We start from the raw sequence: 16888 nt of genomic DNA, 5'->3' as shown, positions 1-16888 counted from the left end.
ATATTTAACACAACTGTTGTCAATACACAAGAGGATAAGAAAAAAGAGCGCCCCCATCCTGTACAGGATGGGGGCGCTCTTTTTTCTTTTATTCTCTATTCGTCGAGGCGCTCGCGGCGCTCCTCGCGGTCGAGGGTGTGGTCAACCTTCTGCTCGGCGTTGCCAGCAGTGGAACGAAGCGTGCCACCCGCCTCCTTGGCTTTGCCCTTGGCTTCCATCTCAGTGTTGCCAGTGGCCTCGCCGACCTTGCTCTGAATCTTACCTGCGGTCTTGTCAAGCTTGCCTTTCAAGGTATCTTCTTTCCCCTTGGTGCCAAGATCTTTATCCTTCTCTTCCATGGTGAAATTACTCCTTTTCAAGACTATCGTATACCGACCGGCGAGAAAATCCTGGGTCGGGCTAAAACGTGCAAGTAGCAAAAGCACTTACCAAAAGTACTTACCATATACACCCCTTAGCTTACCAAAAGGTTACACAGCAATTCTTCCTGGCAGTATTGCCTATCCACGCATCCGCTCTTAAAAGTCATCCGTATCAGTAAATAGTAGGGATGTGTGGTGAGTGTTGCAGGCATGAGAATTAAAAAAGGCAGGATGTATTATGGCCTATAGAGCAGTTCGCATTCAACAAGATCCATTGAACTTCTTTCTTGATGAGCGTAATGGCGGGCCCTTTCTTCGCGTCTCCGATGTTATTCTGCGCGAGAATAAGAATCCACGCGAGATCTTTGCCCACCTGATTCGGATGGCGACGGCCAGCAAGTGGAGTCACTCTTCTATCGTGTATCTCGTCCGTGAGCCTGACATGGGCTATCACAATACCTTTTTGATCGAGGCCAAAACTAAGGGGGTGCATATCGCGAGCTGGCGCAACGAGGTCGTGCCATATGACGAGTTCACCGTCGGTATCAAGCGTCCCAACCTGGATTGGTATATGGAGAACCCTTTGGAGCGGGCGTGGCACGATTCCCATAGCCCGGAAGATACCCATGGTATCGAGTATCTACGCCATGTGCGTGGCATCGCCTTCGACCAGATCAATGGTCTCTACGATAAGACAACCGTCTATGAGCTGAGCGCGCTCTACGCCGCCCGCGCCGCCCGCCGCCATCTCTCAGTCCTACCACAGGCCGCCGATGGCGCGCAGAAGGTCGCAGATTTCTTCAAGCATGAGGACGAGGATGAGACCTCTCGGACATCTGTGTTACGCTTTATCTGTAGCGGCCTGGTGCAATACAGCTTCTTTGAGGCCCTGCGCCTTCGTATCGCGCGCGATATAGACATTCCCGCGCACCGCGAGACCGCCGAGCACAATCTGCGCAATATGCACAGAGTGATCTTCCGCGAGGATCCCGAGGGCATTGTTTCAGATTATATCCACAAAGTCCAATCTGGGCGGCTTGATATTCACCAGACCGCGCCAGGAGATGTGCTGGACCTGTTAAAGACCGCCACTCCCGCGGATTTCAATAATAGCTCCAACCTGGATTGGCGCTTCGTGACCCTTAAAGGGGTAGTCTGGAAGATTGAGCCTGCCACCGATGACTACCTTCCCACCAATAAGGATGAGCAGGAGGTTCTGGACATGCTTAGCCCTGAGCACTTCTCCTCCTAGAGGTTGAAGGGGACGACCGTGCTCGGCGACATTTCCCTTCAGCCAGGAAGAGACACCACTCCGCTCATGGGTCGTCAGCGCGATCGATGGCGTTTGGGAATGGTGGTTTCCGGTAGCGGTCTTGCTGACCGCAGGCCCGCCAGGAGCATTCGTTGGTGAATGGATCATAAATCGACGCGTGAGAACACAGAAGGCTCTGATCCGCGATGCTGTCTCAGACAAGACAGCCGTTGTAGCGGCTGAAAGGGAGACCGGCACGTCCAGTGTACCTTTCCCATCAACAAAAGAGCACGTGCGGGATGAACGAAAGGAGCCGGTATGACAACAATCGTCTCATGGCTGATACGTTACGGACATGTCTTAAGCGCGGCAATATGGGTGGGCGGCTACGCACTCCTGGCCTTTTTCATCATACCGCTTCTAGGAAAAGAGCCGAACGAGACACTCAAACAGCTGGCTCTGACGACCGCACGAGTTCTTACCTATACAGGAACACTCACAATGGGCTTTGGTCTCATTCTCATCACGAGAACGCGTGGCTTTGCCAATCTCTTTGGAAGTGCATGGGGAAGCCTAATCATCGCGGGCTTTGTGATCGCGATTATACTTCTCGGTATCGGCGATGGCGCGTTACGTCCTGCGATCCAATTGATTAACAAAACGGGAAATGTCCCGGCCCGCCGCTGGGCTCTTGCAGGATTTATCTTGACCGTACTGGCTGTCGGAGTGATGACTGGCGCGACGTTTGTCGGGTAAGAGAGAGGAAGAAGGTGGCAGTGAACGACCTGGCTGCTGCCGCCTTCACCTTACCCTTGTCGCTGGAGTGCAAAAAGGGAAGGTTCGATGGCTATGAAGCGGATCGCCATGCCAAAGGGGCACGAAACATCATGTGCCGAGCTAGCGGCACATGATGTTTCGTGCCCCACACACTGTACTAGAGGGCCAGGGCCTCGTGGTGGGCTGTGAGCGACTCGGAGACCTGGGAGTCGGGTTGAGCGTGGACGGAGATGCTTGCCAGGCGTGGCTGGGCGTGGAACAAGTTGTGGCGCACATTCTCGACCACCTGGTTGCTTTCACGCAACGAGAGATTTTCGTTGACGAGGATCTGCATCTCGGCGGAGAGCTTATGTCCAAGCCAGCGTGCGCGAATATGCCGGACCTGCTGGACACCAGGCGTCTCACGAGTCACGCGTTCAAGTTTGTCAACGATGGCGGGATCGACCGCGTCCATCAGGCGGTGCCACATGGTGCGCGCCGTGTCTTTGACGATAAAGAGGATGGCGACGGTGATGAGCAGGCCGATAATGGGGTCCGCCAGGGGGAGACCGAGGAGGCTACCAAGCGCGCCAAAGAGCACAGCCAGGGAGGTCAGACCATCGACGCGAGCGTGCTGACCATCGGCCACCAGCGCGGCAGAGCCGATCTCTTTCCCGACGCGGATGCGAAAGATCGCTACCCCCTCATTGCCCAGGAAACCAATGATGGAGGCCACCATGACCCACCAGACGTTGCGCAGTGGTTCTGGGTGGAGCAGCTTGATGATGCTCTCATAACCCGCCACAAGGGAGCTTAAGAAGATCATCAGCACAATGACGACGCCTGCCAGGTCTTCCGCGCGCCCAAAGCCATAGGTATAGCGCCGGGTCGCCAGCTTTTTTCCCAGCACGAAGGCGATACCCAGGGGGATGGCAGTCAGGGCATCCGAGAAGTTATGGATGGTGTCCGCCAGGAGGCCCGCGCTACCGCTAATGAGGACGATAATGAGCTGGAAGAGCGCGGTCGCCCCCAGGCCCAGCAGAGAGATTTTCAGTGCCCAGAGGCCACGGTCGCTGGTTTCAAGAGCGGTATCGACATTGACCTCGCCATGGCTATGTCCATGGAGGAAGGGAATTGCGTCAACAAGCCAGCCCAGCGGACCATGACTATGTCCATGGTCATGATGGTCGTGGTCATGGTGAGCATGTGTATGGTCGTGCTGATGATCATGCTTATGACTATGATTGTCATGGTCATGCTCATGTGACTCATGTGCATGGTCGTGCTGGTCGTGATCGTGCGTATGCTCTGGGGAATGGGAGTGCTCATGATGCTCATGGGCGGCGCTGGAATGTGCCATAGGTATTGTTCCTCCTGATAAGAAGTTAGTCCTCGTGTGAATGAATGACGTAGGGATGATCGGGGAGACCGCGTCGGACATGATCGACGTGATAGTTGGCCTCCTGGAAGAGCGCGGCCACATGCTGGTCATCCACTGAATAATAGATCGTTGTGCCATCGCGTCGGGATTTGACCAGGCGGCGATCACGCAGAAAGCGCAGGTGATGTGAGACACCCGATTCCGAGACGCCTACGACGATAGCCAGGTCACGCACACACAGCGTCTGGCGCGTCAGGGCATAGAGGATGCGCGCCCGCGTCGGATCGGCCAGGGCCTGAAACGTCTCCACGATCAAGAGGAGATTGGTCTCGGGCAGGGCCTGCTGCTGTGCGGCCACGACGGCCTCGGCGTCAATAGGTGAACGTCCAGTCTCTTTTGCCATGGGTCTCTCGCTTCTCTCCCTTATCCCTTATCTGCTTATCTGAGTAACTACTCAGATAATAAAATATTATGCATCATCTGTCAAGAGAAAAAATCAAATAGAACGCTGAAGGGCCTGGGCAGTTGCCCAGGCCCTTCAGCGTTCTATTTGATTGGGAAAGAGGGCTTAGGCGCCAATGGGTACAGGAGTGCTTTCGGCCTGTTTCGGTGCAGGTGGTTGGGGTTGGGTACGCCTCCTGGGGCGGAGGGCGACGAAGAGCCATATGAGGGCTGTCAGGAGGCCGATGAGCGAGAGGGTCGCGCCGACGCGTAGGGAGAGCGGCTCATAGGTATAGCGCACGCGATGAGTGCCTGGGCCTACTTTGAGCGCGGGCAGTATACCATCGATCTGCTGGATGGGCACGGACTGACCATCGAGCGAGGCGACCCAGCCAGGATAGGTGGGGGTGCCAATCACGAAGTAAGCAGGCTTATCCGTAGAGAAGGTAAAGGTGTCTGGTTCAGGCGATGCGTTCACAATATGGATGGGCGTTTTAAGCGGCTGAAGTGAGTTCAGCGTTGGTAAGCGACCGGCTGAGTCGGGGTTGACGAGATAGGCGTAGCCCGCGTCGGCTGTATTTTTGTAGAGGAAGGTATCATCAACCTTCCCGACCTGCACCAGGCGTGGATCGGAGAGCGGTCGGCGCGAGATTACAATGCTTACGTTCATCAACCCAAGGAGCCTGGGGTCTGGTTTGACGCTGGGAGAATCGGCGGGTGGAAAGTGAAGCTGGTAACCATCTGCTTGATAGTCACCGGCACGCTGCATATAGGAGACATAGGACTCGATCAGAAGCGGATTCCAGCCATCGGCAAAGCGAGTCTGGGTCTGGACTGCATTCACCTGCGGCAGGTTCTCCTGGACGCCGTAGATGCGTCCACCTCCCGCGAGATGCGCCGCGGTATATGCCAGTGTGGAGGGAGTGGTTACTGTGCGTACATCGCCGAGCTGGGTAGAGGCATTATCTATGATAATAAGCGTCGTCGAGATGGCGAGAACGATAAGAAGGCCAGCCGGAACAGCGCTATACACAGAAATACGGCGTAGATAATGCAGGAGAGCGTCTGTCCCTAATCCGGCCAGGATGGCAAAGAGGAAAAGTCCCACAAACCAGATACGCGCCTGCCCACGGAAGCGATCAAAACTGGGCAATATGTGTGAGACAAGCAGATACAGGGGCGAGGAATTACCCATCGCGAGTCCAGCTATGAGTATGATGCCCAGGAGCAGTGGCCAGGCTTTACGCCAGCGCGTCACCAGCGCGAGTAGGGTCAGGGCGAGGACAATATATCCAGGTGTGATTAAGCCCTCCCAGGGGAACTGGGACCTGGGTTGCTGATTGAGTAGTTCATGGAGAAAGTCTTGCAGAGGATATGTATCACTGGAGCTTAGGGTGAGTTGGCGCGTTGAATATGCTGTAAATTCCATCAGCGGCAAGAGGTGGATGGAGGCGATAAGCGCGCCAATGATGCCAGCCACGGCTAAACCAGCCAGGGAGGCGAAGAATGCCTGATGTCCCTCCAGGCGCCAGCGCTTGACCAGGAGCCAGGTGGCCTGACCCGTGAGCATCAACATACCATAGTAAGCCATCTGGGGATGTCCGGCCAGCAGAGTCATGGCGATGCAGATGCCAAGCAGCGCGCCCCAGCGGCGTGGCTCGCGCACAGTCGCCCAGCAGGAGAGGGCCAGCCAGGGGAACCAGGTCACAGTCTGAAAGATCGTCAGGTGGCCCGCACCCAGGTGACTGATCAGTCGTGGCGTCGCCATGTAGCCAATCGCGGCCACCAGCGCGGCGAGATGCGACAGGCCAAACGCGCGACGTGCGAGCAGTAGAGTACCCAGGCCAGCGAATAGCAGATGGCCCAGGATAAGCACGAGATAGTAGTCACGCAGAGGGAGAAAGTGGACCAGGTGGGTGGGGGGATAGAAGAGCGCCGCCAGCGGATCAGCGATCAATGGCTGCCCACCCCCAAAGTAGGGGTTCCAGAGGGGGAGCTGGTGATACTGCGCGAAGGTGCGCTGAATCAAGAGCGCCGTGGGCCAGTGGCTGATGATCAAATCGCTCTTCTCCCAGGCGGCGGGCAACTGATTAGAGGTAAAGGGAGCAGGCAAGAGGAGCGCGACCGCGACGATACCGAGCATTACTAGCTGACCGACCATGCGCAGCCAGGATATCAACTTTGCTTTGGAGTATTGGAGTCTTAAGGGTGGATTCTTAAACATCTATTCGCCTTATCTCATCTACAACAGTATAAGTTTTAGACGATTTTAACTACATGCGGTAACGATATGTACGCCCAGACCTCCTATGCTCTTGACTTCTTTTGCCCGGCTTATTATACTTGACTTATTAGATCAAGTAAGTTTTATTTGAATGCCAGTGTAGAAATCGGGATTGTTGTTGGAAGGAAAGAAGTATGCCTACCCCATTGAAGTTGATGTGCGTGCTGGCGCACCCGGATGATGAGTCAATTGCCCTGGGGGGCACGTTAGCGAAGTATGCCGCGGAGGGTGTGGAGATCTCCCTGGTGGTTGCCACGCGCGGTGAGCGTGGCTGGTTCAGGGATTGGAGCGAGTATCCAGGCCAGGAGGGCCTGGGGCGTATACGTGAGGAGGAACTGCGAGCTGCTTGCCGCGCACTAGGGATAGCGCGCCTGAACTTTCTAAACTATATCGACGGCGACCTGGACCAGGCAGGTGGGGATGAAGCCGTAGCGAAAATCACGGCGCTCATACGCCAGGTGCGACCCGACGTGGTTGTGACCTTTGGCCCGGATGGACTGTATGGGCATCCCGATCATATCGCCATCTCGCAGTTTACAACGGCCGCCGTGCTGTGCGCCGCCGACCAGGGCTATGGACAGAACTGGGACCTGGGTCCTCATCGTGTGGCGAAGCTCTACTATCGCGTCTCGACCCAGGATTGGTTCGCGCACTACACCCCTATATTTGGTGACATGATCATGCACATCGACGGGCAGGAGCGCACCTGCCTCTCCTGGATGAAGTGGGCCGTAACGACACGCCTGGATACCAGCGCCTACTGGCGCCAGGCCTGGAAAGCCGTCCGCAGTCATGTCACGCAGATTCCGCCCCTGGAGAAACTGCCCAGACTTTCGCCCGAGGACCATAAGCGGCTATGGGGTCCGCAGGAGTTCTACCGCGCCTTCAGCCTGGTCAATAGCGGGCGGAGCGTGGAGCAGGATCTCTTTGAGGGGGTTCGGCCTTCTACCATCATAAACCTGACCACAAATCAAGTGCTTCAAGTAAATAGTATATAAAGCTTTCTGAGCAGCCTGCAGGCTGCTCAGAAAGCTTTATATACTATTTACTTGAGAACTTCTTCTTTTTCGTTGTCGCTGTGGCGTACCTCGCGCAAGTCTTCGGGACTGTCGAGCAGGTCGATGAAGAGCACACCATTCAGGTGATCAATCTCATGTTGGAGCGCCCAGGCGTAGTAGCCTTCGGCCAGGACCTTCATCGGCTTGCCATTCAGGTCCTGGCCTTTGACGATGACCTTATTGGCGCGGCGCACATTCACGCCGTAGTAGCCTGAAATGCTCAGACAGCCATCAAGACCGATTTGCTCGCCCTCGGTCTTGATAATCTCCGGGTTCGCCATGGCGACCTTGTAGTATTTCTCAGTCTTGGGATCTTCAAGTTCCACGACAAAGAGGCGCAGCGAGAGGCCAATCTGGGGCGCGGCGAGACCCGCGCCGTCATTGGCATGCATCGTCTCAAACATATCCTTAACGAGCTTGCGCAGCGAGGCATCAAAGCGGTGGATGCGTTTGGCCTTCTGGCGCAGAATAGGGTCGCCCAGCATAACGATATTGCGTAGTGGCATGATTTTATTTTTTCCTCAATTTAGAATGTGTTTAACCAACGGCTATGTGCGCCTCTTCTTCGCTGGCGCTTTCCCAGGTGAGCAGGTCATTGATTGTGACCGGGAAGAAGCGGTTGAAGTAGGTAAGTAGGCGATCCAGCGTCGCGTAGTCCACCCTCTGGCTACGCCCGGTATGAAGCGCCACTAGGACGCTGAGCGAGACGCCGCTCTCTTCCGCCATGCGGCGCAGGCTGATTGGACTCGCGTTCTGCATGGCGCGCTCAACGTTCAGGCGCGCGAGTAGGACTCGCAATTGACATGATATTGGCACGCGTCATCCTCCCTATTTTTCTATCGCTACCGTTTATACAGGCATAAGTATCAAACAGGGTTTGTATTACTATCTCTACTATAGACCATGCGTGTTGACATGTCAATGCATTGCGGTGGCTTCTCGTTATATTCTCGCTCGATAGAAGGGCATCCCACGCCCATGCAGGAGAAAAAGGTAGGTGCTTCTAAAGGGCGCACCTACCTTTTTCTCCTGCATGGGCGTGGGGCATTCCCAGAGAAGTGAGAGTAGGTGCGCCGTTTACAAGCACTAGCCGATCTGAATTAGAACAAAAATTCTAAAAATGTCTGGATATTAGAAAATTTGGTCTAAAAAAGTATAGACAGCCCATCTTTTTCTTGCTACAATCTCTACCAGGATTACGGTTTTATTGGCCTTCGCGTTAGACACACGTTTATTGGAGTAGCGCGCTTTTTTATCGCTGTTAATGTTGAAGCATAGAATAAGTTATGCTGTCAGGTAAGGGGCCACTCTGCGGTCGGGTACCACGGCGTGGTTGCATGAAAGGAGCAGTTGATGTCGATGCCGATAACTGGCGCCGAGGAGCAGGAGGCGGAGATGCGCCATACCCCCAGGAGTCTGGTGCGGTATCGCTCGTCCGATAAACAGGGCGCCTCTCATGCGAACGTGAAGAATGGGGCGCGTAAGGGTATGCAAGCTCCGATCCAGCGGGCCTCGCGTGTGCGCACAACCGAAGATTATCCACCCCAGGTCACGGCTAAGCTGCCTGAGTCCGAGATAATGGATGCGCCGCGTGGGAGACGGGGGCCGGTCGCGCACCCTTTGGTCTATCTTGGCCTGGGTATGCTGGGTATGCTTGTGCTCTGGATATGTCTGAGTCTGCTTCTCGGCTGGGGCCAGGGCATACTTGATGATATGCATTATGGGCGACCTCGCACCTTCCAGATGGATATGCGCGTGGGGCACAATGAGCAGGCGGGCCAGCCCAGCCACTTTATTGCTCTTAATTTGAATCGACGTATCCAGGTTATTGAAATTTCGGGCGGAGATCCCGCGCACACCCATGTTTATACCGGTCCGCAGTTATATGGCGCGCAAGATGACCTCGTGCCCGTAACGCTGCGCTTTGTAGACGTCAATGGAGATCATCGCCCAGATATGATCGTGTCTTTTCAGGGGACGCAAATCGCCTACATCAACGAGCAAGACCAGTTCCGCCCCGCGACCCCTGCCGAGCAGCCCCAGATAGAGCACTTCTTGCAGAGCCATTGATAACGTGCATCCTGTAGGGTCCATGCTGGCATGGACTCCGAGGCCCGCAGGCCGACACCCAGACGCGGGAAGGTCGCTTCGCTCGCAGTCCATGCCAGCATGGACCCTACAGGATTTATGTGGTTTGTCAGGTCACAATTTATTGTGGTTTGTCAGGCCAGATGGAGGCGGATGCGGTGCCAGGCATTGTTGGCGTATCCTTTGAAGTTCCAGAGCTGGCGGGCATCGGCGGGCTGGGTATGCCCGGTAGCGTCCCAGGCGCGGGCGAATAGTTGATATGGGCCGGGTGGAAGGTCAAGTGTTGTTTCCCAGAAGCACCAGGCCCAGGGATCGTTTCGCTCCGTAATCGTGGCGATGGTCCAGGTCGTGCCCTTGTCAGCCGAGACCTCGACCCGTTGGATGGGCGATCCCTCGCCTGTAAAGGCATATCCCAGGATGCGTACTGGTCCCGCCTCTAGCATCTGCCTATCCTGAGGTATGCAGATGACCGCGTTCAGGGGAAGCGTCTCCAGCATCCTACCCTGGCTGGTATCTGTCGGTGTCTGGGTGACGTTGGGTGGAAAGAGCTTATAGGCGCGGGCCTGGAAATAGTTATGCGAAGGCTCGTCTTGCAGGGTAATCGTCCCGAGCCATTTGACGCTACGCGCGCCGATATAGCCAGGAATGATGACGCGTACAGGGAAGCCATGCATAGGCGTGAGTGGCTCTCCATTCATCTCAAAGGCCAGGAGGACCTCGGGCACCTGGGCCTTCTCAAGCGCGATAGAGCTGCCAAAGCCAACGGCCTTGCCCTCTTCCCACACCTCGTCGAGACCACTGAAGGAGACGTAACGCGCCTCGTGTGCAATTCCGGCCGCCTGAAGCACATCGCGTAGGGCGACACCACGCCAGTTGGCATTACTGATAGGCTCGGCGCCCCAGGGAATCTCGTTGGGGATTGTATGCAAGGCCATAAGCTCGTTGCGCCGGCTTCCCGTGCATTGCAGGGTGGCCATGATTATCCGAGAGGGAAAGCGGGATTGCAGCTCTTCCAGGCTGAGTTCCAGAGGAGACCGGACCATGCCTGTAACGTGAAGGCGGTAGGTTGCGGGATCGATAGTGGGTATAGATCCGTGGTTGCGGGCGAAGAAGAGCGTCTGAGGCGTCACAAAGGAGCGGCGCAAAATGGGTAGGGGAGTGCCTGCATTCAAGGGCTGCTCCTGATAGACAATAGTAAGCGCGTGCGCGGAAGAATTACTCATACTGCCACCTCCGATCATAAACGTTTTGTGCCAGAGATAGCAAGCGTAGCTCGCTTGCTATCTCTGGCACGTCTGATGGGTATGGTGAGGTGACGCAGTTGATTTTACTCTCTACTGGATAGATATTCTAGGCGTGGGCGCCCTGGATCATCTGGTTGCTGATCAGCTCGAAGGCCTGGCTCCAGGCTTCCTGCATCTCGGGGGTAAAGCTATTGCCAAGATATTCGTGAAAGGTTTCAAGCAGTACGCCGCCGACGAGAGGATAATGCTCAGGGGCAGCCCCATAGCTATCATGGCGCTTCCCAAGTCCATTCAGGACTGGCACTAAATTATCACCACGTTCCACGCCCGAAATAACAGTCGCAAGTGTGGCCATCAGTGAGCTTTCCTGGCGCCGCATATCGGTGTTAGCAAACAGGGTTTTGGTCTCAGGATAGTAAGTAAATAGACGGTTATAGAAGCTCTGTGCGAACTCTTCTTTGCGCGGAGCAACCATTTTAAAGCTTTCTTTCAGTAACTCAATATTCATGACAAATACTTTCCCTTCAGTTTGTGTACTAAGATAGCCATTCACGGTAAGCTCTTCAACGATGCGAGCGACTTCCTCATCTGGCTTATGCAGGAGTAATGCTATACGCTCGGTTGTTCTCTGTCCATCTGACAACCAGAAAACCTGGCGATAGAGCCTTTCCCAGGAAGAGGCCCAGGGGGAGACATAAACTGTCGCACTGAGTGCGTATGATGTGCGTCGAGGTATAAATTTCAACTTACTCAGAAATACTTCACTCCCTTCAATGGACAATTAACAAATACACAAGGCAAATATAACATATCTTGCGTATATTTTGTTTTTTTATACCTAAAAGGGTTATTTATGTGGAAATAATAGAAATGTAAATATAATAATACGATTAGTAGATTTGTTTGATAAATCATTATGCTTTTGCTAAACAAATGTTAAAAAAAGGGTAAAAATGAGGCTAGATTTATATTTAGGTAGCAAGAGTTGAATTACGCGAGAATTAGAATTACTCTTGTAAGAGAAGCGGTATCATTGTATTTTTTGTGCTTAATCATTCTCTGGCTGAATTAGATTTGATCATTTGTTTGAGGGGGAGCGAGACGGTGAAGGTTGAACCTTTGCCCACAGTACTCTCGACCGAGATGTGGCCCTGGTGGGCGCGCACGATCCAATCGACGATGGCGAGGCCCAGGCCACTGCCGCGCTTGTGGGCGGCGTCGCGACTGCGGGCGGCATCGGCGCGGTAGAAGCGCTCGAAGATATGCGGGAGGTGTTCAGGTGCGATGCCCTGGCCTGTATCGCGCACGACGAGCAGCCCTTGAGCGCCCTCTTGCTTGACGGTCACGCTAACGCAGCCGTGGGGTGATGTATAGGCTATGGCGTTATCGACCAGGTTCATGACAACCTGGATCAGGCGGGCCTCGTCGCCCTGGACTTCGACGGGCGCCAGGTCCTGGGCGACGAGGATGATGTCGCGCTCCTGGGCTAATTCGGTGGCGGTGGAGATGACTGCGTCGACAACCTGGTTCAGGTGGACGGACTCATAGATGAGATGAGCCTCTTCCTCGTCGGAACGTGCCAGGGCCAGGAGATTTCTAATCAGGTCGCCCAGGCGCAGGGCCTCTGTATTGACCTGCTGGATGACCTCCACATACTCCTGTGTGCTGAGTGGTTGGAGCAGGGCGACGTCGGTTTTGCTTTGAATGGCAGCGATAGGCGTGCGTAGCTCATGTGAGGCGTCGGCGACGAAGCGCTTCTGGCGCGTAAAGGCATCTTCCAGGCGAGCGATCATGGCGTTGAGGGTGGCTCCCAGGAAATAGACCTCGTCGCGCGCGCGCGGAAGAGGGACACGCTGGCTAAGATCACCGGAATTGATGGCGCGGGCCGTCGAGGTCAATTGGTGGATAGGCGCGAAGGCGCGCGCGGCCAGCCAGTAGCTACCCAGGCCGCTGATAGCCAGCAAGAAGGGTGTGAGTAGTAGCAGGACATAGGCGGTGTTGCGCAGTACGCTGTGCAACTGGTTCAGAGACTCGCCAACCTGGATAATGGCGTAGGGGCGGCCATGATCTGTGATGACCTGGCTATACAGGCGCAGCTCAACCTTGTCGCCTTTCTGCTCTCTTAGCTTCAGCGTCTGCTGCATGATCTGCTGGGTACCAAATTGAGTGGGGGTGAGGGTGGGCAGGGCGTAGAGGCGAAAGCCCGGCGACTCACGTACGACGCGCCCATTACTATCAAGGATGCGGACCAGTAAGCCATTAGTGATGTCGGCGGGAATGCTGCGGGGATCGGAGTGTGTGGCCTCCAGGCTCGGGATATTGCCAGTACGGTCGCTAATGGTCAGGTGGTTATTCTGCTCGCTGATTTCGCTGGTGAGCAGGCCGGCCTGGAGTGAGAGTGTGGTGTCGAAGCTGCCCTCAAGCGAACTTTCCAGGTATTTGTAGACGATAGCTCCCGCGCAGAGGATAATCAGGGCGAGCACGGCGGTATACCAGAAGGTGAGTTGGAGCCGCGTCCCCATGGGCCAGAGGTGGGAGCGCAGGCGCTGCAAGGTTTTCATATAGTTTTTCCTTTGAGCTGGTAGCCGACGCCACGAATGGCCTGAATGACATCGGGTTCGCCCGATGCGCAGAGTTTGTTGCGGAGATAGCGGATATACACGTCGATGATATTCGATTGGTAGGGGGCCTCGCCATCCCAGACGTGGTCCGCGATGGTTTCCCGGCTGAGCACCTGGCGTGGGTGATGAAGGAGAAACTCTAGCAGGGCATATTCGCGGCTGGAGAGGGTAAGCTGGCGTGAGCCACGCCAGGCCTCGCGTGTCTGGGTGTCCAGAGTTATGTCCTCGAACTGGAGCGTTGCCGAGGTAGCGCTCTTTTCGCGGCGCAACAGCGCGCGTACACGGGCCTCCAACTCGCGGAAGACAAAGGGCTTGACGAGATAATCATCGCCGCCCAGGTCGAGTCCATGCACGCGGTCATCGATCTCGCCACGAGCGGTAAGAAAGAGAATGGGGAGGGTACGATGAGCGCTGCGCAGGCGACGGCACACCTCAAAGCCATCCAGCGATGGGAGCATCACATCGAGGATCAGCAGATCATAAGGCGTTGCCAGTGCGGACGCCAGCGCGTCCTCGCCATCAGTCGCCAGGTCGGTGACATAGTGAAAGCGCTCCAGGCCACGCTGGATGTCTGGCCCTAAGCTAGGATGATCTTCCGCGATAAGAATGCGCATTTTGTTCTCCCTCCTGTTTTACTTTCTCGCGCCTGCGGCGCTCGCTTGAGTAGGTGGTGTTATGCAGGTTGGCAGCCTCCGGCTGCCAACCTGCATAACACCACCTACCGAAGATAAATTGCTCGCGAGGTCGTTTAGTCCCTCTGAATATATCTATGCATCCCTCAATACCAAAAGCGGAAGGGAAATAGCCCCACTTCCATACGTAATTGTGTGTGGTGGCAGGTTGGCGAAGCCAACCTGCCACCACACACAATTACTTACTTGCGAGCCACGCAGTGGCGAGAAGTCTATTTGATAACCAGGGTGAAGAGGACCAGGGAGACCGCGCCTACCGCGATACAGTAGTAGCCGAAGGGATCGAGGCGCCCGGTCTGGAAGTAGCGCATCAGGAATTTGGTGCTCAGGAAGGCCATAATACCGGAGAGGACCATGCCCAGGAGGATCATGCCCATTGTCGCGGCTGGCACATGGAAGAGCTGTGGCACTTCGAGCAGGGCGGCGGCGCCGATGAGAGGCGTGCCCAGCAGGAAGGAGAAGTGCGCCGCATCCTCGTGGCTTAGTTTCGCGCCGAGGGCCGCAACCATGGTCGCGCCCGAGCGTGAGATGCCGGGGATCAGGGCCAGCGACTGAGCGAAGCCGATCAGGATGGCTTCCCACCATTTGAGCGATTTGAGCGGGCGGGAGAGAATTTCCTGCTCTTTGGCTGGCATGTCCTGGAGCTTCTTCAGATTACGACGACGCCACCACTCACCGATGAAGAGCAGGACGCCATTCACGATGAGGAAGGTTGCCGCGATGATAGGCGAGGCAAAGAGCGATTTGAGCGGTTTCTCTAGAAAAACGCCCAGTAGGGCAGCGGGGATACAGCCAATAATAATGAGCCAGCTTACCCAGCCTTCAGTTCCTACCTGTACGTTTGCCTCTTTAATACTGGTAAAGAGGGTTTTGCAGACCTGGAGCCAGTCGCGCCAGAAATAGATAACCAGCGCGATACTGGTCCCCAGGTGGAGCGCGGTGATAAAGGGAAGAAAACGCTCATCATGGACCAGGTCTCCCCAGTTGAGCAGGCCAGGGACAATCACGGTGTGACCCAGGCTACTAATGGGAAAGAGTTCTGTAAATCCTTGTAGAAGCGCCAGGAGAATGGCCTGCCAGAGCGTCAGGTTCATACCTTACAAATCCTTTCTTAAAAGACGTTAAAGCTGTTTCTATGCCTGCTCCGGATTTACGCCTTTTTTGGGACGCGAGACGAGGGCGACGAGCGCGCCGACAATAGCCAGGCCCAGGAAGGCCACAAAATGCGTGGGGTGCGAGGCGGTCGAGTCATGAGTGACCAGGATGTGATTGTAACCAGGAATGATATAGTAGATACTGCACAGGAGCGCAACGATGGCAACGATGATGCCGCCGATGAAGAGGAGCTTGCGATTATTCATTGGGATCTGCCTTCTTTCTTTGTAGAGATTATATATAAATTGTATATGTTGCTGTGCTATCGCGCCTGCGGCGCTCGTTCTGGGTGTGGTGCAGTAGCCGCGCACGCCAGTAGCCGCTACTGCACCACACTATGTTACCTGAAATCTCTACTTATTGCGAGTGTACGAAGTAAAAATGAGAAAATGATGAGAAGGAAGAGGAGCTTCCTAAAAGTACCACTGCAAGTGCTGAGTGGGCGTGGTCGCTGAAACGCGGCTGGCTTGCCTGGCGTGTGAGAGAAGGCAGCTTGACTGTATTTACTTTTTTTGAAAATGAGGAGCATATTATAGTATGGAGAAGCGTAAACTGGGCCGTTCATCGCTTGAAGTTGTGCCGCTCTGCCTGGGTGGCAATGTCTTTGGCTGGACGGCAGATGAAGCCGTCTCTTTCAAAGTACTGGATGCCTATGTCGCCGCGGGCGGCAATTTTATTGATAGCGCCGACGTCTACTCGCGCTGGGTGCCTGGTAATCAGGGTGGAGAGTCTGAAACCATTCTGGGCAAGTGGATGAAGCAGCGCGGTAACCGCGAGCAGGTGATCATCGCGACCAAGGTGGGCTCTGAAATGGGGCCGGAGCAGAAGGGACTCTCGCGCAAGTATATAATGCAGGCGGTTGAGGCCTCGCTCAAGCGTTTGCAGACAGACTATATCGATCTCTACCAGTCACACAGGGATGATTCCAAGACTGATCCTGAAGAGACGATGGCGGCCTATGCCGAACTGGTGCAGCAAGGAAAGGTTCGGGTGCTGGGGGCCTCAAACTTCACGGCTGAGCGCCTGCGGCTCTCGCTCCAGGCGAGTCAGAAGCATGGCTATCCACGTTATGAGAGCTTGCAACCGCTCTACAACCTCTATGATCGTGCCGATTTTGAGCGTGACCTGGAGCCTCTCTGCCTTCAGGAGCAGATTGGTGTCATTCCCTACTATGGCCTGGCGAGCGGCTTCCTGACGGGTAAATATCGCTCAGATAAGGATCTGCCTCAGAGTTCAAGGGCGCAGGGAGTCAAGCAGCGCTACATGAATGAGCGCGGTGAGCGCATCCTGGCAGCTCTCGACAAGGTTGCGGAGGCGCACCACGCTACACAGGCCCAGGTCGCACTGGCCTGGCTGATCGCTCGCCCCAGCATGACGGCCCCCATTGCCAGCGCCACCTCAGTGGAGCAGGTCAACGACCTTATGAAGGCGATTGATCTCAAGCTCGACGAGGCCGCGATTAAGACCCTGGAGCAGGCAAGCTCCTGGCAGTAAACGCACAATAAATGTAGGATCCATGCAAGCTTGGAGAGTAACCTCTGGCGCGAGATGGCT

General features: G+C 55.3%; 17 protein-coding genes. 5 read left to right on the top strand and 12 right to left on the bottom strand.

The features are described from left to right. Positions 1-95: 95 nt before the first annotated feature. Positions 96-338, bottom strand: coding sequence for a CsbD family protein (locus KTE_RS31250; RefSeq protein ID WP_201388456.1), 243 nt, complete (start codon positions 336-338; stop codon positions 96-98). A 262-nt stretch (positions 339-600) separates the two neighbouring features. Between KTE_RS31250 and KTE_RS31245 the strand changes: the two genes are divergently transcribed. Next, positions 601-1614 (top strand): hypothetical protein, encoded by a 1014-nt coding sequence (locus tag KTE_RS31245; protein WP_201388454.1) that lies wholly within the window; start codon positions 601-603, stop codon positions 1612-1614. Positions 1615-1932: 318 nt separating this feature from the next. Then, complete coding sequence (locus KTE_RS31240) at positions 1933-2370, top strand: hypothetical protein (RefSeq protein WP_201388452.1); 438 nt, start codon at positions 1933-1935, stop codon at positions 2368-2370. 178 nt (positions 2371-2548) lie between these two features. Here the strand turns inward: KTE_RS31240 and KTE_RS31235 are convergent, their stop codons facing one another. The 3 genes from KTE_RS31235 to KTE_RS31225 form a co-directional block, all read right to left on the bottom strand. Beyond that, positions 2549-3730, bottom strand: coding sequence for a cation diffusion facilitator family transporter (locus KTE_RS31235; RefSeq protein WP_201388450.1), 1182 nt, complete (start codon positions 3728-3730; stop codon positions 2549-2551). A 25-nt stretch (positions 3731-3755) separates the two neighbouring features. Further along, positions 3756-4154 (bottom strand): metalloregulator ArsR/SmtB family transcription factor, encoded by a 399-nt coding sequence (locus KTE_RS31230; RefSeq protein WP_201388447.1) that lies wholly within the window; start codon positions 4152-4154, stop codon positions 3756-3758. Between the two features lie 165 nt (positions 4155-4319). Next, positions 4320-6416: a YfhO family protein gene (locus tag KTE_RS31225; protein ID WP_201388445.1), complete on the bottom strand. Its 2097-nt coding sequence runs from the start codon at positions 6414-6416 to the stop codon at positions 4320-4322. 194 nt (positions 6417-6610) lie between these two features. On the opposite strand from KTE_RS31225, the gene KTE_RS31220 reads away from it, so the two are divergent. Then, the gene (locus KTE_RS31220) at positions 6611-7474 is read left to right on the top strand and encodes a PIG-L deacetylase family protein (RefSeq protein WP_201388436.1); all 864 of its coding nucleotides are present in this window, start codon (positions 6611-6613) and stop codon (positions 7472-7474) included. Positions 7475-7521: 47 nt separating this feature from the next. Here KTE_RS31220 and def read toward each other — a convergent pair whose 3' ends face one another. Both def and KTE_RS31210 read right to left on the bottom strand, forming a co-directional pair. Next, positions 7522-8040 carry a peptide deformylase gene (gene def, locus KTE_RS31215; protein ID WP_201388434.1) on the bottom strand — a complete coding sequence of 173 codons (519 nt, stop codon included), beginning with the start codon at positions 8038-8040 and terminating at the stop codon, positions 7522-7524. Positions 8041-8071: 31 nt separating this feature from the next. Continuing rightward, positions 8072-8350, bottom strand: a complete 279-nt coding sequence (locus KTE_RS31210; RefSeq protein WP_201388432.1) for a helix-turn-helix transcriptional regulator — start codon at positions 8348-8350, stop codon at positions 8072-8074. A 537-nt stretch (positions 8351-8887) separates the two neighbouring features. Here KTE_RS31210 and KTE_RS31205 point away from each other — a divergent pair. Next, positions 8888-9604: a hypothetical protein gene (locus tag KTE_RS31205; protein ID WP_201388430.1), complete on the top strand. Its 717-nt coding sequence runs from the start codon at positions 8888-8890 to the stop codon at positions 9602-9604. Between the two features lie 152 nt (positions 9605-9756). Here KTE_RS31205 and KTE_RS31200 read toward each other — a convergent pair whose 3' ends face one another. The 6 genes from KTE_RS31200 to KTE_RS31175 form a co-directional block, all read right to left on the bottom strand. Next, complete coding sequence (locus KTE_RS31200) at positions 9757-10845, bottom strand: sulfite oxidase (RefSeq protein WP_201388428.1); 1089 nt, start codon at positions 10843-10845, stop codon at positions 9757-9759. A gap of 127 nt (positions 10846-10972) precedes the next feature. Further along, entirely contained in the window at positions 10973-11611 is a 639-nt protein-coding gene (locus KTE_RS31195; protein ID WP_201388426.1) for a globin family protein, read from the bottom strand. A 307-nt stretch (positions 11612-11918) separates the two neighbouring features. Next, the gene (locus KTE_RS31190; RefSeq protein WP_201388424.1) at positions 11919-13427 is read right to left on the bottom strand and encodes a cell wall metabolism sensor histidine kinase WalK; all 1509 of its coding nucleotides are present in this window, start codon (positions 13425-13427) and stop codon (positions 11919-11921) included. Further along, positions 13424-14101, bottom strand: a complete 678-nt coding sequence (locus tag KTE_RS31185; RefSeq protein WP_201388422.1) for a response regulator transcription factor — start codon at positions 14099-14101, stop codon at positions 13424-13426. The genes KTE_RS31190 and KTE_RS31185 overlap by 4 nt, the downstream gene beginning before the upstream one ends. Positions 14102-14391: 290 nt before the next feature. Then, on the bottom strand, positions 14392-15273 hold the full coding sequence (locus tag KTE_RS31180; RefSeq protein ID WP_201388420.1) for an undecaprenyl-diphosphate phosphatase: 882 nt from the start codon (positions 15271-15273) through the stop codon (positions 14392-14394). Between the two features lie 39 nt (positions 15274-15312). Further along, complete coding sequence (locus KTE_RS31175) at positions 15313-15540, bottom strand: hypothetical protein (RefSeq protein WP_201388418.1); 228 nt, start codon at positions 15538-15540, stop codon at positions 15313-15315. A gap of 331 nt (positions 15541-15871) precedes the next feature. Here KTE_RS31175 and KTE_RS31170 point away from each other — a divergent pair, with 331 nt between their 5' ends. Continuing rightward, positions 15872-16828: an aldo/keto reductase gene (locus KTE_RS31170; protein ID WP_201388416.1), complete on the top strand. Its 957-nt coding sequence runs from the start codon at positions 15872-15874 to the stop codon at positions 16826-16828. Positions 16829-16888: the final 60 nt, after the last annotated feature.

The sequence above is a fragment of the Ktedonobacter sp. SOSP1-85 genome (genome assembly GCF_016587415.1).
GTDB lineage: Bacteria > Chloroflexota > Ktedonobacteria > Ktedonobacterales > Ktedonobacteraceae > Ktedonobacter.
Note: the sequence above shows the minus strand (reverse complement) of the source record. Positions and strands in the feature narration are given on the sequence as shown.